General features: G+C 63.0%; 23 protein-coding genes. 8 read left to right on the forward strand and 15 right to left on the reverse strand.

The features are described 5' to 3' along the window. Positions 1-4: 4 nt before the first annotated feature. From CNX70_RS25535 to CNX70_RS25565, 7 genes are all read right to left on the reverse strand, one after another. Complete coding sequence (locus CNX70_RS25535) at positions 5-1192, reverse strand: efflux RND transporter periplasmic adaptor subunit (protein ID WP_096237847.1); 1188 nt, start codon at positions 1190-1192, stop codon at positions 5-7. Between the two features lie 91 nt (positions 1193-1283). Next, positions 1284-1625 (reverse strand): DUF3325 domain-containing protein, encoded by a 342-nt coding sequence (locus CNX70_RS25540; RefSeq protein ID WP_096237848.1) that lies wholly within the window; start codon positions 1623-1625, stop codon positions 1284-1286. After that, positions 1622-3325: a PepSY-associated TM helix domain-containing protein gene (locus CNX70_RS25545; RefSeq protein ID WP_096237849.1), complete on the reverse strand. Its 1704-nt coding sequence runs from the start codon at positions 3323-3325 to the stop codon at positions 1622-1624. Before CNX70_RS25545 ends, CNX70_RS25540 begins: the two co-directional genes overlap by 4 nt. Beyond that, positions 3322-3603, reverse strand: coding sequence for a hypothetical protein (locus CNX70_RS25550; RefSeq protein ID WP_096237850.1), 282 nt, complete (start codon positions 3601-3603; stop codon positions 3322-3324). Before CNX70_RS25550 ends, CNX70_RS25545 begins: the two co-directional genes overlap by 4 nt. A gap of 116 nt (positions 3604-3719) precedes the next feature. Then, entirely contained in the window at positions 3720-5921 is a 2202-nt protein-coding gene (locus CNX70_RS25555; RefSeq protein WP_208624466.1) for a TonB-dependent siderophore receptor, read from the reverse strand. A gap of 111 nt (positions 5922-6032) precedes the next feature. Further along, positions 6033-7025: a FecR domain-containing protein gene (locus CNX70_RS25560; protein ID WP_167389721.1), complete on the reverse strand. Its 993-nt coding sequence runs from the start codon at positions 7023-7025 to the stop codon at positions 6033-6035. Next, positions 7022-7531 (reverse strand): sigma-70 family RNA polymerase sigma factor, encoded by a 510-nt coding sequence (locus CNX70_RS25565; RefSeq protein ID WP_096237852.1) that lies wholly within the window; start codon positions 7529-7531, stop codon positions 7022-7024. Before CNX70_RS25565 ends, CNX70_RS25560 begins: the two co-directional genes overlap by 4 nt. Before the next feature lie 238 nt (positions 7532-7769). On the opposite strand from CNX70_RS25565, the gene ffh reads away from it, so the two are divergent. Then, positions 7770-9137, forward strand: a complete 1368-nt coding sequence (gene ffh / locus CNX70_RS25570) for a signal recognition particle protein (RefSeq protein ID WP_096237853.1) — start codon at positions 7770-7772, stop codon at positions 9135-9137. 344 nt (positions 9138-9481) lie between these two features. Further along, positions 9482-9886, forward strand: a complete 405-nt coding sequence (locus CNX70_RS25575; protein WP_096237854.1) for an SWIB/MDM2 domain-containing protein — start codon at positions 9482-9484, stop codon at positions 9884-9886. Positions 9887-10060: 174 nt separating this feature from the next. Here the strand turns inward: CNX70_RS25575 and CNX70_RS25580 are convergent, their stop codons facing one another. Further along, the gene (locus CNX70_RS25580; RefSeq protein WP_096237855.1) at positions 10061-10687 is read right to left on the reverse strand and encodes a lytic transglycosylase domain-containing protein; all 627 of its coding nucleotides are present in this window, start codon (positions 10685-10687) and stop codon (positions 10061-10063) included. Then, positions 10684-12423, reverse strand: a complete 1740-nt coding sequence (locus CNX70_RS25585; RefSeq protein ID WP_096237856.1) for a proline--tRNA ligase — start codon at positions 12421-12423, stop codon at positions 10684-10686. The genes CNX70_RS25580 and CNX70_RS25585 overlap by 4 nt, the downstream gene beginning before the upstream one ends. 204 nt (positions 12424-12627) lie before the next feature. Between CNX70_RS25585 and CNX70_RS25590 the strand changes: the two genes are divergently transcribed. Further along, positions 12628-13260 (forward strand): RNA pyrophosphohydrolase, encoded by a 633-nt coding sequence (locus tag CNX70_RS25590; RefSeq protein ID WP_096237857.1) that lies wholly within the window; start codon positions 12628-12630, stop codon positions 13258-13260. Between the two features lie 222 nt (positions 13261-13482). Here the strand turns inward: CNX70_RS25590 and mqo are convergent, their stop codons facing one another. Further along, positions 13483-15063, reverse strand: coding sequence for a malate dehydrogenase (quinone) (gene mqo, locus CNX70_RS25595; protein WP_425269211.1), 1581 nt, complete (start codon positions 15061-15063; stop codon positions 13483-13485). A 442-nt stretch (positions 15064-15505) separates the two neighbouring features. Here mqo and CNX70_RS25600 point away from each other — a divergent pair, with 442 nt between their 5' ends. Next, positions 15506-15928: a DUF1841 family protein gene (locus tag CNX70_RS25600; protein WP_034780276.1), complete on the forward strand. Its 423-nt coding sequence runs from the start codon at positions 15506-15508 to the stop codon at positions 15926-15928. A 5-nt stretch (positions 15929-15933) separates the two neighbouring features. Here CNX70_RS25600 and CNX70_RS25605 read toward each other — a convergent pair whose 3' ends face one another. Genes CNX70_RS25605 through nirK form a run of 3 tightly spaced genes read right to left on the reverse strand, consistent with a single transcriptional unit; the run spans position 15934 to position 20410 of the window. Then, positions 15934-18204 (reverse strand): nitric-oxide reductase large subunit, encoded by a 2271-nt coding sequence (locus CNX70_RS25605; RefSeq protein WP_096237859.1) that lies wholly within the window; start codon positions 18202-18204, stop codon positions 15934-15936. Positions 18205-18218: 14 nt separating this feature from the next. Beyond that, positions 18219-18896, reverse strand: coding sequence for an iron-sulfur cluster repair protein YtfE (ytfE, locus tag CNX70_RS25610; RefSeq protein WP_096237860.1), 678 nt, complete (start codon positions 18894-18896; stop codon positions 18219-18221). Between the two features lie 29 nt (positions 18897-18925). Next, positions 18926-20410 (reverse strand): copper-containing nitrite reductase, encoded by a 1485-nt coding sequence (gene nirK / locus CNX70_RS25615; RefSeq protein WP_096237861.1) that lies wholly within the window; start codon positions 20408-20410, stop codon positions 18926-18928. Between the two features lie 150 nt (positions 20411-20560). Here nirK and norR point away from each other — a divergent pair, with 150 nt between their 5' ends. After that, positions 20561-22117 carry a nitric oxide reductase transcriptional regulator NorR gene (gene norR / locus CNX70_RS25620; protein ID WP_096237862.1) on the forward strand — a complete coding sequence of 519 codons (1557 nt, stop codon included), beginning with the start codon at positions 20561-20563 and terminating at the stop codon, positions 22115-22117. 19 nt (positions 22118-22136) lie between these two features. On the opposite strand, the gene CNX70_RS25625 is transcribed toward norR, so the two are convergent. Both CNX70_RS25625 and CNX70_RS25630 read right to left on the reverse strand, forming a co-directional pair. Beyond that, positions 22137-22478: a c-type cytochrome gene (locus CNX70_RS25625; protein ID WP_071075485.1), complete on the reverse strand. Its 342-nt coding sequence runs from the start codon at positions 22476-22478 to the stop codon at positions 22137-22139. Between the two features lie 11 nt (positions 22479-22489). Next, complete coding sequence (locus CNX70_RS25630) at positions 22490-22819, reverse strand: c-type cytochrome (RefSeq protein WP_092796428.1); 330 nt, start codon at positions 22817-22819, stop codon at positions 22490-22492. Between the two features lie 233 nt (positions 22820-23052). Here CNX70_RS25630 and CNX70_RS25635 point away from each other — a divergent pair, with 233 nt between their 5' ends. From CNX70_RS25635 to CNX70_RS25645, 3 genes are read left to right on the forward strand one after another with little or no spacing between them, the layout of a single operon-like run. Next, positions 23053-23922: an AAA family ATPase gene (locus CNX70_RS25635; protein ID WP_071075484.1), complete on the forward strand. Its 870-nt coding sequence runs from the start codon at positions 23053-23055 to the stop codon at positions 23920-23922. Positions 23923-23931: 9 nt separating this feature from the next. Beyond that, the gene (locus CNX70_RS25640; protein ID WP_096237863.1) at positions 23932-24570 is read left to right on the forward strand and encodes a GNAT family N-acetyltransferase; all 639 of its coding nucleotides are present in this window, start codon (positions 23932-23934) and stop codon (positions 24568-24570) included. Further along, complete coding sequence (locus tag CNX70_RS25645) at positions 24564-25733, forward strand: vWA domain-containing protein (RefSeq protein WP_096237864.1); 1170 nt, start codon at positions 24564-24566, stop codon at positions 25731-25733. The genes CNX70_RS25640 and CNX70_RS25645 overlap by 7 nt, the downstream gene beginning before the upstream one ends. Positions 25734-25781 lie beyond the last annotated feature (48 nt).

Raw genomic sequence — 25781 nt, forward strand, 5'->3', positions numbered from 1 at the left:
GCACTCATAACTGGAACCTGCTGGCGCCGCTGCTGGCCGGCTGCTCGCCCGTGACCAGCAATTCACCTTCGCGCAAGCCTTGCAGCACTTCCGCGCTGAGGCGGTTGCGTACGCCCACGGTAACGGCGCGCGTATCGACCTTGCCGTCCGCATCCATTACGCGGGCCGTGAACTGCCCCGGCTTGGCGCCCTCTTCCGTCGATGGTTTCAGGGCCGGCAAGGGCACGGCCAGTACATTATTTGCAGCTGCCGTGACAAACACCACCTGCGCCGTCATCTGCGGCATCAGTTCGCCATCGGCGTTATCCACGTCGAACAGCACTGTATACAGGATCACCTTGCTGGTCGACGGCGCCAGGGCCGTGCCGGCGGCGGAACCACCGGGCACTGGCGGCGCAGGCAGCACTTGCCGCACCTTGCCGCTCCAGCGCCGCTGGTCGCCGCCCAGGGTGGTGAAGTACACGGGCATGTCCGGGCGCACGCGGCGCACGTCCGCTTCCGACACTTCCGTCCACACCGTCATGGCCGACAGATCGGCGATGCGCAGGATGTTCGGCGTCTGGTACGTGGCGTTCAGGGTTTGCCCTTCTTTCGCGTCCAGGCCCACCACCTTGCCGGCCATCGGCGCATAGATGCGCGTATAGCCCAGGCGCGCCTCGTCCGCCTTCAGGCTGGCCTGGGTCTGGTCTATCTGCGCCTTCAGGTGGTCAATCTTGGCGCCGGCCGAGGCCAAGGTGGCTTCGGCCGTTTCCAGGTCGGCCAAAGGCGTCGAGTCGAACTTGGCCATCTGCTTCTGGCGGCCATGCTGCTGGCCCGCCAGGCGGTGCTGCGCCTGCTGATCGGCCAGCTGCGCGCGCAAGCCCGCCAGGGCGGCGCGGCCCGCGTCGACCGTGGCTTGCTGCACGCTGGGGTCAATCTCGGCCAGCAACTGGCCCTTTTCCACGGCGCTGCCCGGCTGCACGTGCAAACGCGTGATCTGGCCCGACACCTGCGCGCCCACGTCGACATAGGTTTGCGGCTGCAGGGTGCCGATGGCCGTGACGCTGGCCTCGATATTGCCGCGCTTGACGGGCGCCGTGTCGAACACGGTGGCCGGGCCGCGCGTGGCCCACAGTGCACCGGCGCCTAACAGCGCCAGCAAGACCGCGCCGCCCAGGATGCGGGCGCGGCGGGAAGGCAGGCGGGCCGCCATCAGGAAACCGCCTTCAATACATTCAAAACATCAATCGGTGTCGCCAGGCGTAAAAAATGCATCGGTCTATCCTTGAAAATGGCGGTGATCATCACCGCAGAAACGTCACAAGCCCTGCCAGCGCGGCGACGGCTGCCAGCAGGGAACTACGAAACAGCAAGCGGGGGGCATACGGCAGCAGCAGGGCCACCAGCAGCGCGCCCGCACCGATGAAGCCCAGCCAGGCGACCACACCGACGGTGGCGCTCCAGCCGGCCACGCAAGGCCAGATGGCCAGCGCCAGCAGGATGGCGCCGGCCAGTTGCAGCGCGCGCCGCACGTTCGGCGCCGCGTCCCTGCCCCAGACCTGGCCATGGTGGCGGTCCATCGCCAGCGACAGGCTGGCCATGCCCGCATACGACAGGCCCAGCGCACACAGGATGGTGTTGATCATGACTGTCCTTCCGTACTGACCTGCAGGCTGGCTGCGGGCGCAGCGTTTTCCCTGGCGGCGGCTTTTTTAAGCGGCTTTTCCTTGCGCTTGTGGACTTTCCACGCGCCCCAGGCGGCCAGCAGGCCGAAGGCCATGCTGCCCAGCTCCACGCCGGCGCTTTCCCAGTCGCCGCGTGCCACCTGCGCCACCAGGTTGTCGCCCGTGCTCAGGACATTCAGGACGGGCAGCAGCAGGCACAGGGCCGCCAGCAAGCCCAGTTGCTCGATCCACGCGCGCTTTTCCGCGCGCAGGCAGGCATGCACCAGCATCAAAAACCACACGCCGAAGAAGGCGCGCACTTCCCAGCCGGCGCGGTGCTCCAGGCCAACGGGGATCAGCCGGTTGGCCCACAGGAAGCCCACGCAGGCGATCGACAGGCCGGCAATCGCCGCCACGTTCAGGCAGGCGATGACGCGGTACACGCGCTGCGTGTAGGCGCCGAACTCGCCGCCGGACTTCTGGCGCCGCTTGACCATGAACATGATCGCGCCCGTGCCCATCATGGCCGTACCGGCCAGGCCGCAAAAGAAGTACAGCCAGCGCATGGGCGTGCCGCCGAAACCCACCATGTGCAGGTTCGACATGACGGAGCGCGTCAGGCCCGCGCCGCCCGTGTCCGACTCGCCCGGCAGGCGCACGGCAACTTGCTCGCCCGTGGCCAGCGCATAGCAGGCCCGGCCCGAACTGGCGCTGAGGCGCGTGAGCAGTTCCGTATCCTCGTTCCAGCCATACATGCACACGCGCATGGAGGCGTCATTCGGGTTGTCCAGCACCACGGCGCGGATTTCCTGGCCGATGGCCTGTTCGGCGCGCAGCGCGAACGATTCCAGCGCGGGAATGGCCAGCGGCTGGCCCGAGCGCGCAGGTTTGCCCACATCGTTCCAGTCGGCCAAAAAGGCCTTCTTGGCATTCTCCATGCCGTATTGCGCCACCACGGGGGCCGGCACATAGTCATCGCTGAAAAATGCCAGGCCCGTGTAGGCGATCATGAACTGGAACGGTAACGTCAGCACGGCCACCGCGTTGTGCGCGTCGAGCCACGAACGCTGGCCCTTGGCCGGGCGGAAGGTAAAGAAATCCTTGAAGATGCGCTTGTGCGTGATGACGCCGCTCACCAGCGCCACCAGCATGATCATGGTGGTGATGGCCACGATCCATACGCCGATGCGTCCCGCGTGCAGCTCGTAATGGAAATCGACGAAATGGTGGCCGCCGATGGTTTCGCGCTCCGTCGCCTCGCGCGCATGTTTGACGATGGCGCCCGTCAGCGGATCGAGATCCGCCGAGCCATAGCCGCCGCTGGGCTGGAACCAGTAGGCGGACAGGCCGTGGCCGGGGCGCTGCACGGGCCAGATTTCCCACATGTCCGCCTGCGGGTGCTCCTTGGCCATGAAGTCGAGCGCCAGCTCCAGGCGGTGCGCGCGGTCCGTGACCTTCGGCAGCGGCGGATCGTTCGCATGCGCGGCCTCTTCCAGAGCGTGTTCGGGCGTCATCCAGTGGCCGATCGGGTCGTCGAAGACGGCCAGGGTACCGGTCAGGAAAATGGCGAACAGCAGCCAGGAAATCCACAGGCCGCTCCACGTATGCAGCCAGGCCATGGCCTGGCGCAAGCCGCCCTGTTGCGGCGTTTTCACCACTTTGTCTACCTTGACGGCGTTCATGCGGCACCTCGCGACAGCAGCAGGCCAACGCCACCGCATAGAATCGCCGGCAGCAGCATGCCGAGCCAGGCGCGGCGCAGGTCTTGCACGGCAAAGACCCAGATCACGGCGCAAGTGTAGACGACGAAGGCGCTCAGGGTGGCCGTCAGCACGGCTTCGGCGCGCGACAGCGGCAGCACGGCCGACAGCAGCACGGCCACGCCGGACGTCAGCGCATAGCCGCCAAAGACGGCGGCGAGCACGCGCGAGAACAACAGCATATTGGCCGATTTCATCATCGCGGCGCTCCCTGTGGCATACGCCAGCTCACGCCATTACTGGCGTGGGCCAGATTCAACTGCACATTCATAAGCCATGCATCCTTCATCAAGATAGGTCATTCAAAAGTGATTATTTACAATTTGTAGTTCAAGGTCAGCATCAGGTTGCGCGGCGTGCCCACCAGGTTGCCGAAGACATCGGAGTAGATGCTCTGGTAATAGTGCTTGTCGAGCGCATTGTTGACGTTCAGGCGCAGCTCGGCACGGCTGTCGATCTGCCACGCCGCACTCAAGCCCAGGATCGCGTAGCGGCCCTGGCGCAGGTGATAAGTGCCGTCGTTTGATTCAGTCGCGCCCTGCCCGTACACCGAGGCGCCGACGCGCCAGCCTTGCGCCGCGCCGGACAGGCGGTAGCTGGTGGCCAGCTTGAGCTGCTGGCGCGGATAGCGGCTGTTGAAATCCTTGCCGATATTGGCCGGATCGCTGTCGCGCGTAAATTGCGCCTTCACATACGTAAAACCGGCCGACAGTTGCCAGTCGGGCGTCAGCGCGCCCGCCACATCCAGCTCCACGCCTTCGCTGCGCACTTCGCCCGACGCGCGCTGGCAATAGCCCCACGTGCTGCCAGGGCAAGGATTCGGGCCGGCCAGGTCGTCCACGCCCCGGTTTTGCTGGCGGATCTGGAACACGGCTGCGCTGGCATTGAGGGCGCCGCCAAAGTATTCGCCCTTCACGCCCGCTTCATAGTTGGTGCCACTGATCGGCTTCAAGGGCTGTCCATTGGCGTCGGTGGAAGCCTGCGGCTGGAAGATTTCGGTCCAGCTGGCGTACACCGAATGCTGCTTGTCGAGGTCATACACGACACCCGCATAAGGAGTGAATTCGCGCGCCACCGAGTAGCCGGCATCGTCCTTGTACCAGCTCACGCGCCCGCCCAGCACCAGCGACAGCGGATCGGCCAGGCGCAGGCGCGTGCCCGCATACACGCCGCTTTGCTCGGTGATGCTGGCCGTGCCCCACTGCGCGTAGTTGATGACGGGACGCGCCACGCTGCCCGCATCCCAGTTGAACGGGTCGATCACCGGCGCGGCCGCGCCCCAGCTGTACGGGGCCCAGCCGCCATAGCTGTTTTTCGACGAACGGCGGTGGCTGGCGCCGACGGTCAGCTCGTGCTCTCGGCCGAACAGGCTGTAGCTGCCGCTGGCATACGCGTCATAGCTGGTATTGGCCAGCTCGGCGCGGTAGCTTTGCGAATTGAAGCGCAGGGTGTCGCCGCGGCGGCTGATGCCGGAAAACGTCGTGTCGATTTCGGGCGTCTTGCGCGTGGCAGCCAGCTTGGCCTTCCAGCCATTGCCGAAACGGTGCTCCAGTTCGGCGAAGATGGTCTTGTCCGTCTGGCGCCAGTCATCGAAGTCGGTGCCCAGGTAAGTCGAACGGGGCAAATTCAAGAAGCGGCCGTCAGCAGCCGTCACCACGCCCGTGGTGACGCCGTCGTTGTCCGTCTTGCGGTAGTGGGCGCCCAGGGTCAAGGTGGTATCGGGGCGCAGGTCGGCCTCGATGATGCCGTACAGCTGGTGATTGCGGCCATGCAGCACATCGACAAAATCCTGCTTGTCCTGCAGCGTCGCGACGATGCGCCCGCGCAGGGTCTTCGCTTCGTTGAGCGCGTTGGCCGCATCGGCTTCCAGGCGGTAGTTGCTCCAGCTGCCGATGCTGGCCGAGAACGACGCTTGCGGCGTGGCCGTCGGGCGCTTGCGCACCATATTGATGGCCGCGCTGGGCGTGCCGCTGCCCGTCATCAAGCCTGTGGCGCCGCGCACCACCTCGATGCGGTCGTAGATGGCCAGGTCGTCATTGTCGCCATTGAAGGTGCCGTTCGCGCCCAGGCTGGTGGGCAAGCCATCGAACAGGATGTTGTCGACTGGAAAACCGCGTGCGCTGAAGCTGCCCGAATCGCCCGTAAAGTTGCCTTTTTGCATGACCAGGCCCGTGATCGACTGGACGGCGTCGTCCAGGGTTGTGATGCCCAGGTCGTCGATCTGCTGGCGCGTCAGCACGCTGACCGACTGCGGCGTCTCGCGCAGCGACAGATTCAGCTTGGTTGCCGTATTGCTCACGCCCGTTGTGTAGGAGCCGCTGCCTTCCGTCGTCGCATCGCGCCCCGCCGTGACGGACACGCCAAGCATGGTTTGCTCGGCAGCAGGAATCGCAGGCGCAGCCTGCTGCGCCTGCGCCGGCAGGCTGGCGGCCAGACACAGGGCTGCGGCGGCTTGCGCCAGTGGACGCAGTGCGGAGCGAGACGATGGCAAACTGACAAAATTTAAAGCGTACGACATGCAAGTTCCTGATAGTGGTGTCATGAGACGGTAGAAAACAGGCGCCCTACCCTGTAGGTGCCGCGAAAACGAAAAACGGGCAGTCCGACTGCAAATATTTTTTGCGGGGTACTACGGTGCCGGTTCGACCGTCACCCAGTAACGCGTGCGGCTGCGCACCTGCACCGGCAGCGAGTTGGGCAGCATGTTCAGGATGCGCTGGGTATCGGCCAGCGGGAACACACCCGACAGGCGCAGCTGGGCCACTGCCGGCGCGCAGTCGATCACGCCAGGGCGGTAGCGGGCCAGGTCGGCCAGGAAGTCGCCCAGGGTCACATCGTCGACGATCAGCTGCCCGCGCGACCAGGCATCGGCATACGCAGCGATGGCGTGCGGCGCGTCCGGCGCATGGCGGGAAAACGCCACGCCACGCCCGGCCGCCAGCAGCAAAGGCGCTCCAGCGCTGTCGCGCGGGCGGATTTCAACGGCGCTTTCAAACACCTCCACGGTGCTGACGCCATCCTGCTGGCGCACGACGAAGCGCGTGCCCAGCGCGCGCACCAGGCCTTCGCGCGTGGCCACCACCAAAGGCGCGGCGCTGCCGGCACCGTGGCCGCTGGTGACGAGGATTTCGCCGGCCAGCAGTTCGATCAGACGGCGGCTGGCGTCGAAACGCACGTTCACGGCCGATCCCGTATTCAGGCTGAGCACACTGCCATCGTCCAGCACCACCTCGCGCCGCTCACCCGTGGCCGTGCGGTAGTCGGCGCGCAAGGCGCGCACGCCATCCCAGGTGCCCGTCTGCGCGGCCAGCAAGCCGCCGCCAGCGGCCACGCCCAGCCATGCCAGCAACTGGCGCCGCTTGCCATTGACGGCCTTCTGTTGCGTGCCGGCCAGCGCCTGCGCGGCCGCACCGCGGTGCAAGCCGTTGAAGCGCTGCGACACCGCGTCGATATGCTGCCAGGCCCGTTCATGTTCCGGGTCGGCCCCGCGCCAGCGCTGCCAGGCGGCGTGCTCCGCTTCGCTGGCCTCGCCAGACATCAGTACGGTCAGCCACTCGGCCGCCTGCTGCTGCACTTCCTCGCCGATGGCCGCCGGCGCTGCGGGTTCTGCCAGCGTGCTCATGCCGGCAGGGAGAAAAACACCTGGCGGTTGGCACGCGTCAGGTATTGCTTGACCGAGCTGGCCGACACGTTCAGGCGCGCGGCGATCTCGGCATAGCTGAGGCCTTCCAGCTGCGCCAGCAAAAACGCCGTGCGCACGGGCGCTGGCAAGCCATCGAGGGCGACATCGATTTCCTGCAAGGCTTCCAGCGCCAGCAGCCGTTCTTCCGGCGCGGGTGCCACCTCGGGCGGCAGGCAAGCCAGCGCCTGCAGATACGCATCTTCCAGCACTTGCCGGCGGTAGCGGTGCGCCACCAGACGCCGCGCGATGGTGGCGAGAAAAGGCCGCGCTTCGCGGATCTGCGGCGCCGTGCCATTGTTCAGCACGCTGACAAAGGTGTCTTGCGCCAGGTCCGCCGCTTCGCCCGCATTGCCCAGCTTATGCCGCAGCCAGCCCTGCAGCCAGCCGTGATGGCTGCTGTAGAGCGCGTGCAAGTCTTGTTGCTGGGCAAAATCGGCGGCCGACATGGCATCCCTTTCCGCTCAGGCGTGCATCACCCGAGAATGTAAATAAGAATTATTCTCATTCTAACCGCGCAATGCCTTTGATGCAATCGTGGCATTGGCAGAAATACCAACTAATTCAAAATCCGACCAACCGCCGGGCGCTGCAGCGCAGGACCGCCAGCCACCCGCGATGGGGTAAAATGGCGCCCATCGTCCGGCTTGCGCCGCCCACTCCCAAGCTTTTCATTGCAGGTTCATCATGCTAGATAATCTCACCCAACGGCTTGCCAAAGTCGTCAAGACCATGCGCGGCGAGGCGCGCCTGACCGAAGCGAACACCGCCGACATGCTGCGCGAAGTGCGCCTGGCGCTGCTCGAAGCCGACGTCGCCCTGCCCGCCGTGCGCGAATTCATCGCCAAAGTCAAAGAAAAAGCCATGGGCGAGGATGTCATTTCCTCGCTCACGCCAGGCCAGGCCCTGGTCGGTGTGGTGCAGCGCGAGCTGGCCGCCCTGATGGGCGCCGACCTGGGACCGGAAGCGTCGCAGATCAGCTTTGCGCAGCAACCGCCCGCCATCATCCTGATGGCCGGTCTGCAGGGTGTGGGCAAGACCACCACCGTCGGCAAGCTGGCGAAGTACCTGAAAGAAGAAAAGAAGAAGAAAGTACTGACCGTTTCGGCCGACGTGTACCGCCCTGCCGCGATCGCCCAGCTGCAATCGGTCACCGCCCAGGTGGGCGCCGACTTCTTCCCGTCCGCCAGCACCGACAAGCCGGTCGATATCGCGCTGGCCGCGCTGGACTGGGCGAAAAAGCATTACCACGACGTGCTGATCATCGATACGGCAGGTCGCCTCGGTATCGACGAAGAGATGATGCGCGAAATCGCTGCCATCCACGGCGCCGTAAAACCGATCGAAACCCTGTTTGTCGTCGACGCCATGCTGGGCCAGGACGCCATCAACACGGCAAAAGCCTTCAACGATGCGCTGCCGCTGACCGGTATCGTGCTGACCAAGCTCGATGGCGATGCGCGCGGCGGTGCCGCCCTCTCGGTGCGCCACATCACGGGCAAGCCGATCAAGTTTGCCGGCGTCTCGGAAAAACTCGACGGCCTGGAAGCGTTCGACCCGACCCGCATGGCCAACCGCATCCTGGGCATGGGCGACATCCTTGCGCTGGTGGAAGAAGCGCGCAAGGGCGTCGACAGCAAGGCAGCGGCCGACCTGGCGCAAAAGATCAAGGTCGGCGGCAAGTTCGACATGAACGACTTCAAGGCGCAACTGGGGCAAATGAAGAAGATGGGCGGCATGGCCAACCTGATGGACAAGCTGCCAGCCCAGTTCCAGCAGGCGGCGGGCGGCAAGAACATGGATCAAGCCGATAAACAGGTGCGCCGCATGTGCGGTATCATCGACTCGATGACGCCGCAGGAGCGCGCCAAGCCTGAACTGATCAAGGCCACGCGCAAGCGCCGCATCGCCGCCGGCGCCGGCGTGCAGGTACAGGAAGTGAACCGCATGCTGACGCAATTCGAGCAAATGCAAACGATGATGAAGAAATTGTCGGGCGGCGGCATGATGAAGATGATGCGCTCGATGAAAGGCATGATGCCTGGGATGCGTTAAGGCATCAAAATCCCCGCGAGCGGGGATTTTGATGGCGTTCATTACGCCGCACATCCAGGTAAAAACACCGTTTCAAATAATGCCGGATTGCATTTTCATGTGTCCGGCATCACTCTTCCCTCCCCCTGCAGTGCCCCTCCCCGCATAGCCAGCAAGCATGCCATTTACGGGCAAAAACGCCGTTCTGCGCCCCCAAGCGGTGCGCCCGGGCGACAGCATCGCCATTTCCCTGCTTTTTCCTCGTGAAAACGTGAAAAACACTTGCATACAAGGTAAATCCACACCAATATTAGCCGTGCGATTAATTGCGCAATTTCCCATGTGTTTGTTAAGGAGGCTCGAAGATGGCAACAGCCAAAAAAACCCCAGTAGCAGCGCCAGCCAAAGCAGCAGCAGCAGCAGCAGCCAAGCCTGCAGCCGCCAAAAAAGCAGCACCCGCAGCCAAAGCAGCAGCTAAACCAGCAGCGGTGAAGAAAGCGGCAGCACCGGCAACACCACGCAAGCCAAACGCAGCATTCATGAAAGCAATGACGCCATCGAAAGATCTGGCCGCCGTTGTTGGCGCAGCACCACTGCCGCGCACGGAAGTGACCAAAAAGGTATGGGATTACATCAAGAAACTCGATCTGCAAGATCCGGCCAACCGCCGCATGATCAATGCGGACGACAAGCTGAAAGCTGTTTTCGGCGGCAAAGCCCAAGTCTCCATGTTTGAAATGACGAAACTGATCTCCGATCATTTGAAATAATCAGATACGCGCCGGCCCAACACCGAGCGAGTGCCCCGCAGCTGATTCAGCGAGCGGGGCATTTTTTTGGGGTCAGACCCTGTCGGGTCTGACCCCGGCCGTTGCGGTGGGGTTTAAAAAACATGAAACCCGGCAAATACTGGGGTCGGACCCGCAGGGTCCGACCCCAACCTATCACCCTGCCGGCTTGAATTCCCACTGCTTCCACGCCGCCCTTACCGCATTCGGATACTCGGCCCGCCCCCGGCTGCCGTTATACCGCCCCAGCGCCAGGTACAAATCCCCGCGTTCCATATCCAGGTACATGCGCAAGATCGCGCAGCCATAGCGCAAATTCGTTTGCATGTGGAATAGCTTGCTGCGGTCGCTGTCGCCGATGACGCCCGTCCAGAATGGCATCACCTGCATGTAGCCGCGTGCGCCAGCCAGCGAGACGGCATATTTTCGGTAGGCCGACTCCACCTGGATCAGGCCCAGCACCAGGGCCGGCTCCAGGCCAGCACGGCGCGCTTCATACCAGACGGTTTCCAGGAATTCCGTGCGCAGCTGCCCGTCCGGCAGCTTGCGTTGCAGGCGTTGCGACATCTGCGCCAGCCATTGCTGGTAGCGCTGCAGTTCGATGGGAGTGGCAAACTTGGGTTGCGGCGGACGTTCGTCGCGGATCGCATGCGACAGGGCCAGGCGGACGGAGTCGGCCAGCGCCTCCTCTTTCTGGTTGCCGGCCTGCGCCGGGAAAGCGCAGGCCAGGCTGGCGGCCAGCGCGAGCGCGCCAGCCACCTTGCTTACGGATGGACGCTTCACTGCGCCATTTTGCCCTGGATGAAGGCGACGATCTCGTCCGGCGCCACACCAGTGGCTTCCGCGTCGCGGCGGCCCTGGTATTCCAGCTTGCCTTCTTTCAGGCCTCGTTCGCCGATGACGATGCGGTGCGGCACGCCAATCAGTTCCCAGTCAGCAAACATGGCGCCAGGGCGCAAGCCACGGTCGTCGACGATGACGTCCACGCCAGCGCCTTGCAGGGCCGCGTACAGCTTCTCCGTCTCTTCCTTGACCAGTTCGCTGCGGTCCATGCCCATCGGGCACAGCACGACTTCAAACGGCGCGATCGAGGCGGGCCAGATGATGCCCTTGTCATCGAAGTTCTGTTCGATGGCGGCGCCCAGGATGCGTGTCACGCCGATGCCGTAGCAACCCATCTGCAGCGGCGCAGGCTTGCCGTTTTCATCGAGGAAGGTGGCTTTCATGCTTTCCGAGTACGCCGTACCCAGCTGGAACACGTGACCCACTTCGATGCCGCGCTCAATCGCCAACGCACCCTGGCCGTCCGGCGAAGCGTCGCCAGCGACGACATTGCGCAAGTCGGCCACGATGGCTGGCTCGGCCACGTCGCGGCCCCAGTTGGCGCCCGTGTAGTGGAAACCGGCGTCATTCGCACCGCAAACGAAGTCGCTCATGTGGGCGACCGTGCGGTCCGCCACCACGGTGACGGGTGCTTTGGTACCGATGGGGCCCAGGTAGCCAGGAATCGTGCCGTAGACTTCCAGGATTTCCGCTTCCGTCGAGAAACGGTGACCGGCCAGGCCGGCAACCTTGCCCACCTTGATCTCGTTCAATTCATGGTCGCCGCGCAACAGCAGCATGAAATGCTGTTGCGTGACTTTCTCATCCTTGCCCGTCGTATCGACCGTCAGGGCGATGGTTTTCACGGTTTGCGACAGCTCCAGGCCCAGCAAGGGGGCCACGGTTTCGCACTTGACGGTGTCCGGCGTGGCCGTTTTCGTCAGTGCCTGGGTGGCGGCTGGGCGCTCGCCCGCTGGCGGCAGCGCTTCGGCCGCTTCCATGTTGGCGGCGTAATCGGACGTCGGGCAGTACACGAGCGCGTCTTCACCCGTGTGGGCGATGACGTGGAATTCATGCGAACCGGAACCGCCGATGGCGCCGTTGTCGGCGGCCACGGCGCGGAACTTCAGGCCGAAGCGCGTGAAGATGCGCGTGTAGGCGTCAAACATGACCTTGTACGACGCTTGCATGCCGGCCAGGTCGCGGTCGAACGAGTAGGCATCCTTCATGGTGAATTCGCGGCCGCGCATCAGGCCGAAGCGGGGACGGCGCTCGTCGCGGAACTTGGTCTGGATATGATAGAAGTTCAGCGGCAACTGGCGGTAGGACTTGATTTCCGTGCGCACGACGTCGGTGATGACTTCTTCCGATGTCGGCTGGATCGCGTATTCGCGGCCGTGGCGGTCTTTCACGCGCATCAGTTCGTCGCCCATCTTGGTCCAGCGGCCCGTCTCCTGCCACAGTTCGGCCGGCTGCACGAGCGGCATCAGCAGTTCGATACCGGCGGCTTTGTTCATCTCGTCACGGATGATGGCTTCCACCTTGCGGATCACGCGCAGGCCCATCGGCATGTAGGTATAGATGCCGGAACCGAGGCGTTTGATCATGCCTGCACGCATCATCAATTGGTGGCTGACGATTTCCGCGTCAGAAGGTGCATCTTTAAGTGTGGAAATAAAAAAACGGGAGGCGCGCATAACGGTGAATTCTTTTTAAAAAGAGAGGGTTATAATCAACCTAATTTTAAAGGATTAGCTGGCTGATGCGTCCATACTTTACACAAATGCGCTCAATTGGTGCGATTCCGGCGCTTTTCGCACCCCGAAAAGGTCACCGGCTTGCGAAGTTGTGGGTAATTATGTAAAAAAAGACGCACTGTCGCAGAAAGTTTGAGGTGCATTATGCTCGACCGTGAAGGGTTTCGGCCCAACGTCGGCATCATCCTGCTAAACGCCCAGAACGAGGTGTGGTGGGGCAAGCGGGTGCGCGAGCACTCATGGCAGTTTCCACAAGGCGGTATCAAATATGGCGAAACACCGGAACAAGCCATGTTTCGCGAACTTGAAGAGGAAATCGGACTCAGACAGGAACACGTCAAAATTGTCGGCCGCACCCGCGACTGGCTGCGCTATGAAGTGCCAGATCACTTCATCAAGCGCGAGATTCGCGGCCATTACCGTGGCCAGAAGCAGATTTGGTTTCTGCTGAGAATGTGCGCGCGCGATAACGACGTCAATCTGCGCCTGACCGACCATCCCGAGTTCGACGCCTGGCGCTGGCATGAATATTGGGTCCCGCTCGATGTCGTCATTGAATTTAAACGCGATGTGTACCAGCGCGCCTTGCAGGAGCTGTCCCGCTTCCTGACCTGGCCCGTGCATGGCAACGCACAGCAAGCGCAGCGCCACACCTCGCGCTACCTGCGCCAACCCCATGCGCCGCGCCCGCAGGACGGTGCGGTACTGGCCAAGCCTTGCGACGGCATTGCCGCCGAAGGGTGTACACCGGAGCTGATCTTGCCGGGCAAGGGGTAGTCCGCCGCAATGAACGCACGTCCCACGCAAAAGGGGCAGCCTGACCAGGCTGCCCCTTTTTACATACCGGTAAGAAACTTTCTTTTAAAAATGCAGACAGTTTCGACACCTAACAAAACCGTAGCGAGCGGCAGTGATTTGTGGCTAAGAAGCGCAACCGTACTCTAGTACGGTGAGCATCGCAGGCCGCAAAGCGCGACGCGCAGTAGGTTTGGTTAGGTGTTAATTAGCGGCGGGAACGTCCAGGGTAATGGCTTTCAAGCCCAGGATATTGCTGCTGTAGTGGCGGATCTTGTTGGCCAGGGCCGGGTCATTGTTCAGCTTTTGACCGTACGACGGCACCATTTCCACCATCTTCGCTTGCCATTCCGGCGTCGCCAGACGGCTCTTGAATGCCGTTTGCAGCACCTTGATCATGATCGGCGGCGCGGTCGAGGCGCCAGGCGAGGCGCCCAGCAGGGCAACGATGCTGCCATCGGCGGCGCCGACGACTTCCGTGCCGAACTGCAGCAAGCCGCCTTTGACAGGATCATCCTTGACGATCTGCACGCGCTGGCCAGCGTTTTGCAGCGTCCAGTCTTCCATCTTGGCGTTCGGCAAGTATTCGCGCAGGGTCTTCAAGCGGTCTTCCGGGGTGTTCATGACTTGTTCGACCAGGTATTTCGTCAGCGGAATATTGTCGTAGCCGGCCTGCAGCATCGGTTTCACATTGCCCGTGCCAATCGAAGCAGGCAAGTCGATCCACGAACCGTTTTTCAGGAACTTGGTCGAGAAGGTGGCAAACGGGCCAAACAGCAGGGCTTTCTTGCCATCGATGATGCGCGTATCGAGATGCGGCACGGACATCGGCGGCGAACCGACGGACGCCTTGCCGTACACCTTGGCCGCATGCGCCGCTACCAGTTCCTGGTTGGTGGTGACCAGCCATTGGCCGCCCACCGGCACGCCGCCGTAGCCCTTGGCTTCAGGAATGCCCGATTTTTCCAGCAGCGGCAGCGAACCGCCACCGGCACCGATGAAGACGAACTTGGCGCGCACGATCTTTTCCTTGCCGGCGTTCAAGTCTTTCACCGTCACGTTCCACACGCCATCGGCGCCGCGCTGGATGTCTTCCACCTGGTGGCGCAGGTGCAGCACCATGCCGTGGCTGTCCGTCAGGTAGCTCACCAGACCGCGCGTGAGGTTGCCGAAATTGACGTCGGTACCGATGTCCATGCGCGTCGCCGCCACTTTCTGGCCCTGGTCGCGCCCTTGCATGACCAGCGGCGCCCATTGCGCGATCTGCGCCGGGTCTTCCGAGAACAGCATGCCCTTGAACAAGTTTTCCTTTTGCAGCGCGGCGTAGCGCTTCTTCAAAAAGGCAATATTGTCGTCACCCCAGACAAAGGCCATGTGCGGCACATTGTTGATGAAGGTTTGCGGCGCGCCCAGGTGCTTATTGGCCACCTGATAGGCCCAGAATTGCTTGGAAATTTCGAATTGCTCGTTGATGGCAACGGCTTTCTTGGTCTCGATGCTGCCATCGGCCGCTTCCGGCGTGTAGTTCAGTTCGGCAAACGCCGAGTGGCCCGTGCCTGCGTTGTTCATCGCATCCGAGCTTTCGGCGGCGACAGAATCGAGGCGCTCGACCATTTCCATCGTCAGCGAGGGATCGAGTTCCTTGAGCATGCTGCCCAGGGTGGCGCTCATGGTGCCGGCGCCGATCAGCAGCACGTCGACCGGTTTTTCGGACGAGGCCGGAGGGGTCTTGTCACATGCCGCCAGGATCAGGCACGACATCAAAAGTAATAGCGATTTACGCATTCGTAACTCCATTTTTGGATACTGAAGGATGATTCTTGCGCGCCACCGTGGCGGCACCATCGCTGTATGAAATGAAAACAGTGGGCCAACCGGAACGCCAGGGCGGCCGGACAGCGCAATGTCGATGGTGATAGGCATGCTGCCGCGCTCCGGGATACGCCAGGAGCGAGATCTGGTGGCAAAGGTGCGGGCAATGGAAGCACGGAGTGGCAACAAAATTGCCATCATGTCCAGAGCAAATATCAAGAACGGCGATTTTATCACCGTTATTTGGCACCGCCAGCCTGCGGCGGTAGTGGATAATACTTACTGCAGGGTATTAAATTGCGGTGACTATCGGGTCACGAAAGCGGGCGCCAGACGGCAAAAAGGGCATCCCCGATGCCCTTGGTTGATGTACGCGGTACAATGCCGGCTGCCCTTTAGCCATAGTCCTTCAGCCATGTTCAACCCCTCTTCCGACGATGTGCGCCGCTTCTTTTGCGAAACATTACGCAAGCACCGCGCCCATGAGATCCTCACACCGATGGAAGCCATCGCGCTCGACTGGATCCTCGAACATCCCGAGTATGAAAACGAGCTCTCCGATGTGGAAGCGGCACTGGCGCGCGACTATTCCGTCGAAGGGGGACAAGCCAATCCTTTCCTGCACCTGTCCATGCATCTGTCGATCACGGAGCAGGTACAGGTGGACCAGCCGCGCGGCATCCGCCCGGCCGTCCAGCAACTCACGCAGCGCCTCGATTCGGCCCATGCCGCCCAGCACGAAGTGATGGAATGCCTGGGCCAGATGATCTGGGCTTCGCAGCGCTCGGGCTTGCCGCCCGATACGGACGCCTACATCGACTGCGTCCGCAGGCGTTAACCAGGCTACACCGCCGAAGGTTGCAGTACAGCTGCCTTCGGCGCCTTGCCCATCAACCCCAGCACCACCTGCAGCGCCATGGCGACGGCGCCGACGATGAACACCACGTCGCCGAAGGTACGTACCCAGCGCAAATTCTGCAACAGCGGCTGCTGCATGAATGCCTCGCTGCGCGCATACCACAGGCCTTCCGTCACGCTGGCGTGGAACTGGATGATGCCAATCGGCAGCAAGCTGGTAAACAGCATCAGCACCAGGCCCCCGTTCAAGCCCCAGAACGCCGTCTTCATCAAGGCAGGGCTGAAGCGGTAGTCGGGCCGCAAATAGCGCAGCACCAGCAAGGTAAAGCCCAGCGCCAGGAAGCCGTACACGCCGAACAGCGCCGCATGCGCATGCGTCGCGGTGGTGTTGAGTCCCTGGATGTAGTACAGCGCCACGGGCGGGTTGATCATGAAGCCGAAGACACCGGCGCCCAGCATGTTCCAGAAGGCGACGGCGACAAAGCACATCATCGGCCAGCGCAGCTGCTCCATCCACGGTGCGCGCGCTTTCAGGCGCCAGTTCTCCCAGGCCTCGTGGCCCAGCACGATCAGCGGCACCACTTCGAGCGCGCTGAAGCTCGCGCCGATGGCCATCACGGGCGTGGTGGTGCCGGAAAAGTACAGATGGTGAAAGGTGCCGGGTATGCCGCCCAGCATGAACAGCGAGGCCGACGCCAGGCTGGCCGTCGTGGCCATGCGTACCGACACCAGGCCCAGGGTCGAGAAGATGAAGGCTAGCGCCGTCGTGGCGAACACTTCAAAGAAACCTTCCACCCACAGGTGCACCACCCACCAGCGCCAGTACTCCATCACCGACAGGTGCGTGCGTTCGCCGTAGAACAGGCCGGCGCCATAGAACAGGCCGATGGCGCCCACGGAGGCGGTCAGCAGCGCCAGCAAATTCCTGTCGCCGCCCGGCTGGCGCAAGGCTGGCACGACGCCGCGCAGCATCAGCACGAGCCACAGCAAGATACCGACAAACTTGCCGATCTGCCACAAACGTCCCAGGTCCACATATTCATAGCCCTGGTGGCCCAGCCAGAAATTCCACTCGGGCGGCATCACTTGCGCAATGGCCAGGTAATTGCCGATAAACGAGCCGACGACGACAGCGACCAGGGCCCAGAAGAGCACGTCGACACCCAAACGCTGCCACTTCGGATCCTTGCCGCCATTGATCAGGGGCGCGAGGAACAGGCCGGCAGCGAGGAAGCCCGTGGCGATCCAGAACAGCGCGGCCTGGATATGCCAGGTGCGCGTGAGCGCATACGGGAACCAGCGCGACACGTCGATGCCGTAGAACTGCTGCCCTTCCACCGTGTAGTGCGCCGTGAAGCCGCCGATGAAGACCTGGAAGATGAACAGCGCCACCACCAGGAACAGATATTTCCCCAGTCCCCGCTGCGAAGGCGTCAGCGCAAACGTCGTCAGGGGATCGCGCGCGCCGGGCGTCGGCAGCGCTTCGTCATGGTCGCGCAAAAAGGCCCAGCCCCAGACGAGGAAGCCCACGCCGGCCAGCAGCACCACCACGCTGGCGACCGACCAGACGAGGTTTTCGCCGCTGGGCTGGTTGCCGATCAGCGGTTCATGCGGCCAGTTGTTCGTATAGGTCACTTTCTGGCCCGGACGTTCGGTAGCGGCGGCCCACGCCGTCCAGAAGAAGAACTGCGTCATCTGCGCGCGCCGCTCGGCGCTGGGCAGGGTGTTTTCCTTCATGGCGAAATGCTCGCGGCTGGCGTGCAGCGCAGGCGCGTCGGAGAACAGCTGGTCGTAATAGTGCGCCGTGTTGGCAATCGCCTGCACGCGGCGCGGCGACAGGTGCAGTACTTGTTCTTCATCGACTCGGTTGGCGCGGTATTCCATCTTGAGCGCTTCGCGCAGCGCCGCCTGCGTGGGGCCGTCGAGCGCCGCGTACGCCTTGCCATGCTGCTCTTGCGCGGCCAGTTCCAGCCAGGCCGTCAGTTCGCGGTGCAGCCAGTCGGCCGTCCAGTCGGGCGCCTGGTAGGCGCCGTGGCCCCAGATGGAGCCCAGCTGCATGCCGCCCACCGATTGCCAGGCCGTCTGGCCGTCGAGGATGCCCTCGCGGTCGAACAGTTGCCGGCCATCCTGCGCCAGCACTTGCGCGGGAATGGGCGGCGCCTGCCGGTAGACTTCCGTGCCGTAGTAGCCGAGCAGCGAAAACGTCACGATCAGCACACCGATCAGGGTGAACCAGAGTTTTTTATAGGGACCCATGGGTCTTTCCTTTGTCAGTGCACCACGGCCGGCGCAAAGCGCTCGAACAGGATATTGTTTTCAGTATGGATGTGCGCCATCAGGTCGGCACGGAAGGTGCGCAAGCCCGTGTACAGCGCGCGCCAGGTGGTGCAGGCGCCACCAGGTGCGGTGATATCGTTGGTCATCGCCTCCATCGCGCGCAGGGCCACGCCATGGTCGTCGTGCTCCATGCGCATCACGTTGATGGGCGCGCCGGCCCGCGGGCCCTGGCCGCGCACGATCATCGGGAACAGCACGTCTTCTTCCTTGCGCATATGGCTTTCCAGCTCCTGCGCCATGGCCGACAGGTGTTCCGCCAGCCCGTGCGGACAGTCGGCGCGGTCACCGTGCACCTGCTCGACCTTGCGCGCCAGGCGTATCAGCTCGGGCAACTGCTCGCGGTGCACGGCGTGATAGCGGGCCAGGATGTGTTCCACCAGCTCGGTGGCCGGGGCGTCCTGCCAGTCACGCTCGCCGCCGGTATCTGCGCGCTCTGCCAGCAGCCGCAGTTCCTCGACGATGGGCGCCGTGTCCACGCCGGCCGCTGCGGCCGCCGCGCGCAGGGTCTTGTTGCCGCCGCAGCAGAAATCCAGACGGTGCGCATCGAACAGGCGCGTGGCGCCAGGGATGCGGCGGGCCAGCTGGCCCAGGGATAACTCGATCATTTCCATAACAGTTCCTTGAGGATGAATAGGTAGATTTAATGCACGGCGCCCGCGTGGTAGACGCCGGGCACGGGTTCGCCCGTCACTTCCAGCACGCCCACGGCGCCCTTGCCGGCGCGCGACAAGGCATGGTCGACCAGCAGATAGCTGCCCGGGTGCTGCACCTTGAGTTCGACGATGGTCGCGCCACCCGGCGCCACGAGCGTCGTTTGCACGTCGTGTTTTGGGCTGCTGATCGAGCCTTCGCTGTACACCTTGTCGAAGATCTCGCCGATGATGTGGAACGATGAAATCTTGTTCGGGCCACCCACGCCGAAATAGATGCGCACCGTCTCGCCGACTTTCGCCTGCAATTTGTGCGTCTTGCTCAGGGCGCCCACTTCGCCGTTGAAGACGTAGTAGTCGGGCAGCTCATTGGCCATTTTTTCCAGGTTCGGTTCCTGGTGCACGGGCGCACCGTGCGGACGTCCCGTATACATCTCGCCCTGCATCACGTAATACTCGCGGTCCACCTTCGACAAGCCGCCTTCCGGTTCGACCAGGATCATGCCGTACATGCCGGCCGCGATATGCTGCGGCACCAGCGGCGTGGCGCAGTGGTAGACGAACAGCCCCGGATTGAGCGCCTTGAAGGTGACGGTTTTTTCCTGCCCCGGCGCGACCTGCGTGTGCTGTCCGCCGCCATGGCCGCCCGTCACGGCGTGCAAATCGATCGAGTGGATCATCTTGCTGTCCTTGGCATTGAACAGGGTCAGTTCCACCGTGTCGCCCACCTTCGCGCGCAGCATCGGGCCGGGCACTTGCCGGTTGAAGGTCCAGTACGTAAAAGTGGTGCCGTCATCGAGCTTGCCCGGCAATTCCACCGTCTCCATGCGGTACTTGAGCAACTGCGGCGCGCGCGCGCCGATGGCGACAGGTACCTGCGCCGGATTGGCGGCCACGTTGACGGCGGACGGATCGGGGCCGCGCATCGGCGACGGCGCGGGCGTGTACAAGGCCAGCGCGGCGGCCTGGCTCGATTCGCTGGCAGCGCTGCCGGCGGCGGCAGCCTTCGGTGCCCCGGCTTCGGCCAGCGACGTGCCGGTCACTTCCAGCTTGCCTTCCATGCCGATCTGGCGGTGGCCGGGGATCGAGCAGAAATAGGTGAATGTGCCGGCGCGCGTGACCTTGAAGCGCACGCTGGTGCTGCCGCTATTGGCGCTGAATTTGGCGGATGCGACGTTGAGTTCCGGGATCAGCAGATCGTGCTCGGCGCCTTCGCCGCTTTTCAGCACCAGTTCGACCGTATCGCCCACCTTGGCCGCCAGCACCGGGTTGACCTGGCCCTTGGCGTCGATGAAGACCATCTTGCCGTCGACGATATTGGTTTGCAGCTCATAGCGCTTGAGCGTCGCAGGCGCGGTTTTGGCCGCAGTGGCGGCGGCGCTGGCCGGCAGGCTCGCCTGGGCTTGCACGGACAGGGGCATGGCCAGGACACAGACGGCGGCGGCAATGGCGCGGAGGGAGGGAGTCGTTTTCATCAAGCTTTCCTTGGTCTTGTATGCCGGTTCGGCACACTTATCTAGGCAAAGCGTGTGCCAGGAAAAACTTGTTTTAAATCAACGATTTGAAAAATGCAGGGTCGGTATGACCCTGTTTAGGCGTGGTCCGTTGTACCCTGCATGGTAGTTATGACCACCACTGCCATCCACCTGCTGTTACTCACCGACCTGGTCGCCGACCTGCCCGTGGCCGTGCGCCTGCAGCGCCTGGTGGGCAGCCTGCGCGCGCACTTCGGCTGCGAGGCCGTGGCCTTGCTCAAGCTCGATGGCGAGCACCTGCGCCCCGTGGCGATGGCAGGCCTGGCCAGCGATGCGCTGGGACGCCGCTTCGCCATCGCCGACCACCCGCGCCTGGCCGCCATCCTGCAGCGGCGCGGCGTGCTGTGCTTCCATCACGACAGCTCCCTGCCCGATCCCTACGATGGCCTGATCGCCGAGCGGGCCGGCGAGCCGCTGCCCGTGCACGATTGCATGGGCATGGCGCTGGACCTGGAAGGCGAACGCTGGGGCGTGATCACGCTCGATGCGCTGCAGGTGGGTACCTTCGACGCGCGCGCGCAGCGCGACCTGGGCGAACTGGCCTGCGCCATCGAGGCGGCCGTGCGCGTGACCCGCCTGGAGACGGAAATCCGCGCGCTGCGCCTGTCGGGCGGCGCCATGCTGGCCGATGCGCAGGCGCCGCGCGAGGAACACGACTTCGTCGGCCAGAGCAGCGCCATCATGCAGCTGCTGCACGAGCTGCAGGTGGTGGCCGAATCGGACCTGCCCGTGCTGCTGCTGGGCGAGACGGGCGTGGGCAAGGAACTGTGCGCGCACCGCCTGCACCGCTTGTCGCGCCGCGCGGGCAAGCCCCTGATCCACGTCAATTGCGCGGCCTTGCCCGAGTCCCTGGCCGAAAGCGAATTGTTCGGCCATGTACGCGGTGCGTTTTCCGGCGCCGTCAGCGACCGGCCTGGCCGTTTCGAAGCGGCCGAAGGGGGCACGCTGTTTCTCGATGAAGTGGGCGAATTGCCGCTGTCGATACAGGCCAAGCTGCTGCGCACCCTGCAAAATGGCGAAATCCAGCGCCTGGGCGCGGACCGGCCACGCCGGGTCAACGTGCGCGTGATCGCCGCCACCAACCGCAGCCTGCGCGAGCATGTGCGCGACGGTACGTTCCGCGCCGACCTGTATCACCGTTTATCCGTGTATCCCGTGCCGATTCCGCCGCTGCGCGAGCGGGGCAATGACGTGTTGCTGCTGGCCGGCGGTTTTCTTGAGCTTAACCGCGCGCGCCTGGGGCTGCGCAGCCTGCGCCTGTCGGCCGCGGCGGAAAACGCGCTATGCCACTACCGCTGGCCGGGCAATGTGCGCGAACTCGAACATGTGATCAGCCGGGCCGCGCTGAAAGCGGTGATCCGCGGCGCGAACCGCAAGGACATCGTGACCCTGGAAACGGATATGCTCGATCTCGATGCGCTGGAGGCGCCGGCCGGCACGGATGCGCTGCCGCCAGTGCCAGGCGCGTGCGGCACGCCGGCGGCGCCGCAGCTATCGATGCATCAGATCGTCGAAGCGAGCCAGCGCCAGGCCATCCGGCAAGCGCTGCTCCTGCATCAGAATAACTGGGCCGCTGCGGCGCGCCAGTTAGGGCTCGACGCCAGCAATTTACATAAACTGGCGCGCCGGGTGGGACTGAAAGCCTGAGCCGAACTCAAACTCAAACTCAGCGGTGAATGACCAGGGTGGTCGGCAGGCTGTGCAGGTAGGCGGCCAGGTCCTTGATGTCCTGGTTGCTCAGCGGTTTTACCTGGCCCGTCATGATGGCGTTGTTGCGGCCGTTGGCCTTGTCGCCCCGTTTATACGCCGTCAAGGCGTGTTCCAGGTAATCCTTGTGCTGGCCCGCCAGTTTCGGGTACGAGGGGTCGATGGGCGAACCGTAATCCTTGCCGTGGCAAGTGGCGCAGCTGTATTTTTCGGCCAGGGCCTTGCCCGTATTGATATTGCCGGCGGCACTGGCGCCGAACGAGACGGTGGCGCAAACGAGGGCGGCGAGTAGTGTTTTCATCTGGCTGATCCTCAGTTCGGCTTGGCTTGTTGCGCATAATACGCGGCGACATCGGCGATATCCTGGTCCGACAGGCTGCTGGCGATGCCCTTCATGCTTGGGTGCTTGCGATCGCCTTTCTTGTAGGCTTGCAGCGCATTTTCGATATATTTTGCCGGCTGGCCGCCGATCATCGGCACCTGGAACACTTCGGGGAAGGTCGCCTTGTAACCGGGAATGCCGTGGCAACCGATACACATTTCCACCTTGGCAGTCGCTGCCTTGGCGTTTCCTACAATGTCAGCCGCTGTGACGGCATTTGCTATGCCGGCAAGCACGAGAAGTGCAAATATTTTTTTCATAGTGGCAATGTGAACAAAGGTAATCGGAGAAACGCCAGAGCTGGTTTTTTTTGATCTTATGTGTTGACAATTAAGGTTGACAATTAATCTGCTGCTTGCCGATTCTAGCCAAGATATTCTTGCAAGTCCACCTATAAAACCCGCATTGTAGGCAGGCGGGCACAGGCCGTCCGCGTGGCGGTACGCCACAGTTCTGTTTATACTCTCCATTTCCCTACTTTGGCAGACCGCTCATGCAAGCACAGCACTCCCAGCAAGGCCAACGCTTCGAAGGTTCCGACAGCTATGTCGCCACCGCCGACCTGAAACTGGCCGTGAACGCGGCGCTGACCCTGCAGCGCCCGCTGCTGATCAAGGGCGAACCGGGCACGGGCAAGACCATGCTGGCCGAGGAAGTGGCGGCCGCACTGAACATGCCGCTGATGCAATGGCATATCAAATCGACCACCAAAGCGCAGCAGGGCTTGTACGAGTACGATGCCGTGTCGCGCCTGCGCGATTCGCAGCTGGGCGACGAGCGCGTGCGCGACATCCAGAATTACATCGTCAAGGGCGTGCTGTGGCAGGCATTCACGGCGCCCGAACCGGTGGTGCTGCTGATCGACGAGATCGACAAAGCCGACATCGAATTCCCGAACGACTTGCTGCGCGAACTCGATCGCATGGAATTCTATGTCTACGAAACGCGCGAAATGGTCACGGCGCGCCATCGTCCGCTGGTCATCATCACCTCCAACAACGAGAAGGAATTGCCGGACGCCTTCCTGCGCCGCTGCTTCTTCCATTACATCAAATTCCCGGACAAGGACACGATGGAGCAGATCGTCGCCGTCCACTACCCGCACCTGAAACAGGAATTGCTGGCGCAGGCGCTGCAAACGTTCTATGAAGTGCGCGACGTGCCGGGACTGAAGAAAAAACCGTCGACCTCGGAATTTCTCGACTGGCTCAAGCTCCTGCTGGCCGAAGACATCCCTGCCGAGGCACTGCGCAGCAAGGACAATAAAGCCGTGGTGCCGCCGCTGCACGGCGCGCTGCTGAAAAACGAGCAGGACGTGCACCTGTTCGAGCGCCTGATGTTCATGTCGCGCACCAACCGCTAAGGAGCGCCGGTGAACGACATCAGCCCGGACAAGGTCTTCGTGCCCCTGGAACTGCACGGTATCCGCCTCGAAGCGCTGGCGCCGCACCACGCGCAGGGCCTGCGCGCGGCGGCCAAGGATGGCGAGCTATGGAATCTGCGCGTCACCTCCGTGCCCGAACCGGAGCAGGTGGACCAGTACATTTTCAAGGGCATCGAGATGCGCCCCGCGCGCTTCGCCTTTGCCGTCATCGACGTGGCCAGCGGCGAGGTGCTTGGCACCACCAGCTACCACGACGTGGTGCCAGCCATTGGCCGCCTGGAAATCGGCTACACCTGGTATGCGCAGCGCTGCCAGCGCAGCCACGTCAACACCACCTGCAAATTGCTGCTGCTGGCGCACGCCTTCGACACCCTCGGCTGCGCGCTGGTGGGTTTTCGCACCGACAATTTCAACCATGCCTCGCAGGCGGCCATCGAACGCCTGGGCGCTAAAAAGGATGGCGTGCTGCGCCACCATGCACTGCGCCGCGACGGCAGCGTGCGCGACACCGTCATGTACAGCATCACGCGCGGCGAATGGCCGGAAATTGCCACCCATCTGCGCTACAAGCTGGCGCAGCGTCCCATCGCCGCACTGCCTCCCGCGCGACAGGAGGTGCCATGCTGATCGATTTCTTCTTCACGCTCAAGGATGCGAAGATTCCCGTCTCGATCAAGGAGTTTTTAACCCTGCTCGAAGCGCTGCAAAAGAACGTCATCGGCGCCTCGATGGATGATTTCTACTATCTGGCGCGCCTGACCCTGGTCAAGGATGAAGCCCATTTCGACAAGTTCGACCGCGCGTTTGCGCAATACTTCAAGGGCGTCAATGCGGCCTTCGAATCGAACGCGGCGATTCCGCTCGACTGGCTGCTGAAACGCATGCAGCGCGAGCTCTCCGAAGAGCAGAAGGCGCAGCTGGAAAAATTCGGCTACGACAAGCTGATGGACCGCCTGAACGAGCTGCTGAAGGAGCAGAAGGAGCGCCACGAGGGCGGCAGCAAGTGGATCGGCACGGGCGGCACTTCGCCGTTCGGCAATGGCGGCACGAATCCGGAAGGCATCCGCATCGGCGGCAAGGGCGGCAACCGCACGGCAGTGAAAGTGTGGGAAGCGCGCAGCTACAAGGATTACGACGGCGAGCGCGAACTGGGCACGCGCAACATCAAAGTGGCCTTGCGCCGCCTGCGCAAGTTCGCGCGCGAAGGCGCTGAAGACGAACTGGCGCTGGACGCCACCATCGCCGCCACGGCGAATAACGCCGGTTATCTCGACATCCGGATGCGGCCCGAGCGCAAGAACCGCATCAAGGTGCTGATGCTGTTCGACGTGGGCGGCAGCATGGACGATCATATCGAGCGCACCGAGGAACTGTTTTCGGCGGCGAAGACGGAATTCAAGAACATGGAGTTCTTTTACTTCCATAACTGCGTCTACGACACCTTGTGGAAGAACAACCGGCGCCGCAACGCCGAGCGTTTCCCCACCTGGGACGTGCTGCGCAAATACCCGCCCGACACCAAGCTGATTTTCGTCGGCGACGCCACCATGAGCCCCTATGAAATCCTGCAGCCGGGCGGCAGCGTCGAATACAACAACGAGGAAGCGGGATCGACGTGGCTGGCACGCTTTACCCAGGCGTTCCCGAAATTCATCTGGCTCAATCCGGAAGCAGAAGGCCTGTGGCAGTACCGCCAGTCGATCGGCGTGATGCGGCAATTGATGAACAACCGCATGTTCCCCCTGTCGATCGACGGGCTGGAACGGGGCATGCGTCTGCTCAGTAAATAAAAGCCCGCAACAAAAAGTCCATGGCGGCACGGGGCCGCCATGCCGTAC

The organism is Janthinobacterium svalbardense (genome assembly GCF_002327145.1).
Lineage (GTDB): Bacteria > Pseudomonadota > Gammaproteobacteria > Burkholderiales > Burkholderiaceae_D > Janthinobacterium > Janthinobacterium tructae.

What these genes read in the sequence shown, in the direction of transcription:
- CNX70_RS25535 (WP_096237847.1), bottom strand. Translation starts at nt 1,192, where the DNA reads ATGGCGGCCCGCCTGCCTTCCCGCCGCGCCCGCATCCTGGGCGGCGCG.
- CNX70_RS25540 (WP_096237848.1), bottom strand. Translation starts at nt 1,625, where the DNA reads ATGATCAACACCATCCTGTGTGCGCTGGGCCTGTCGTATGCGGGCATG.
- CNX70_RS25545 (WP_096237849.1), bottom strand. Translation starts at nt 3,325, where the DNA reads ATGAACGCCGTCAAGGTAGACAAAGTGGTGAAAACGCCGCAACAGGGC.
- CNX70_RS25550 (WP_096237850.1), bottom strand. Translation starts at nt 3,603, where the DNA reads ATGATGAAATCGGCCAATATGCTGTTGTTCTCGCGCGTGCTCGCCGCC.
- CNX70_RS25555 (WP_208624466.1), bottom strand. Translation starts at nt 5,921, where the DNA reads ATGTCGTACGCTTTAAATTTTGTCAGTTTGCCATCGTCTCGCTCCGCA.
- CNX70_RS25560 (WP_167389721.1), bottom strand. Translation starts at nt 7,025, where the DNA reads ATGAGCACGCTGGCAGAACCCGCAGCGCCGGCGGCCATCGGCGAGGAA.
- CNX70_RS25565 (WP_096237852.1), bottom strand. Translation starts at nt 7,531, where the DNA reads ATGTCGGCCGCCGATTTTGCCCAGCAACAAGACTTGCACGCGCTCTAC.
- ffh (WP_096237853.1), top strand. Translation starts at nt 7,770, where the DNA reads ATGCTAGATAATCTCACCCAACGGCTTGCCAAAGTCGTCAAGACCATG.
- CNX70_RS25575 (WP_096237854.1), top strand. Translation starts at nt 9,482, where the DNA reads ATGGCAACAGCCAAAAAAACCCCAGTAGCAGCGCCAGCCAAAGCAGCA.
- CNX70_RS25585 (WP_096237856.1), bottom strand. Translation starts at nt 12,423, where the DNA reads ATGCGCGCCTCCCGTTTTTTTATTTCCACACTTAAAGATGCACCTTCT.
- CNX70_RS25590 (WP_096237857.1), top strand. Translation starts at nt 12,628, where the DNA reads ATGCTCGACCGTGAAGGGTTTCGGCCCAACGTCGGCATCATCCTGCTA.
- mqo (WP_425269211.1), bottom strand. Translation starts at nt 15,063, where the DNA reads ATGCGTAAATCGCTATTACTTTTGATGTCGTGCCTGATCCTGGCGGCA.
- CNX70_RS25600 (WP_034780276.1), top strand. Translation starts at nt 15,506, where the DNA reads ATGTTCAACCCCTCTTCCGACGATGTGCGCCGCTTCTTTTGCGAAACA.
- CNX70_RS25605 (WP_096237859.1), bottom strand. Translation starts at nt 18,204, where the DNA reads ATGGGTCCCTATAAAAAACTCTGGTTCACCCTGATCGGTGTGCTGATC.
- ytfE (WP_096237860.1), bottom strand. Translation starts at nt 18,896, where the DNA reads ATGGAAATGATCGAGTTATCCCTGGGCCAGCTGGCCCGCCGCATCCCT.
- nirK (WP_096237861.1), bottom strand. Translation starts at nt 20,410, where the DNA reads ATGAAAACGACTCCCTCCCTCCGCGCCATTGCCGCCGCCGTCTGTGTC.
- norR (WP_096237862.1), top strand. Translation starts at nt 20,561, where the DNA reads ATGACCACCACTGCCATCCACCTGCTGTTACTCACCGACCTGGTCGCC.
- CNX70_RS25625 (WP_071075485.1), bottom strand. Translation starts at nt 22,478, where the DNA reads ATGAAAACACTACTCGCCGCCCTCGTTTGCGCCACCGTCTCGTTCGGC.
- CNX70_RS25630 (WP_092796428.1), bottom strand. Translation starts at nt 22,819, where the DNA reads ATGAAAAAAATATTTGCACTTCTCGTGCTTGCCGGCATAGCAAATGCC.
- CNX70_RS25635 (WP_071075484.1), top strand. Translation starts at nt 23,053, where the DNA reads ATGCAAGCACAGCACTCCCAGCAAGGCCAACGCTTCGAAGGTTCCGAC.
- CNX70_RS25645 (WP_096237864.1), top strand. Translation starts at nt 24,564, where the DNA reads ATGCTGATCGATTTCTTCTTCACGCTCAAGGATGCGAAGATTCCCGTC.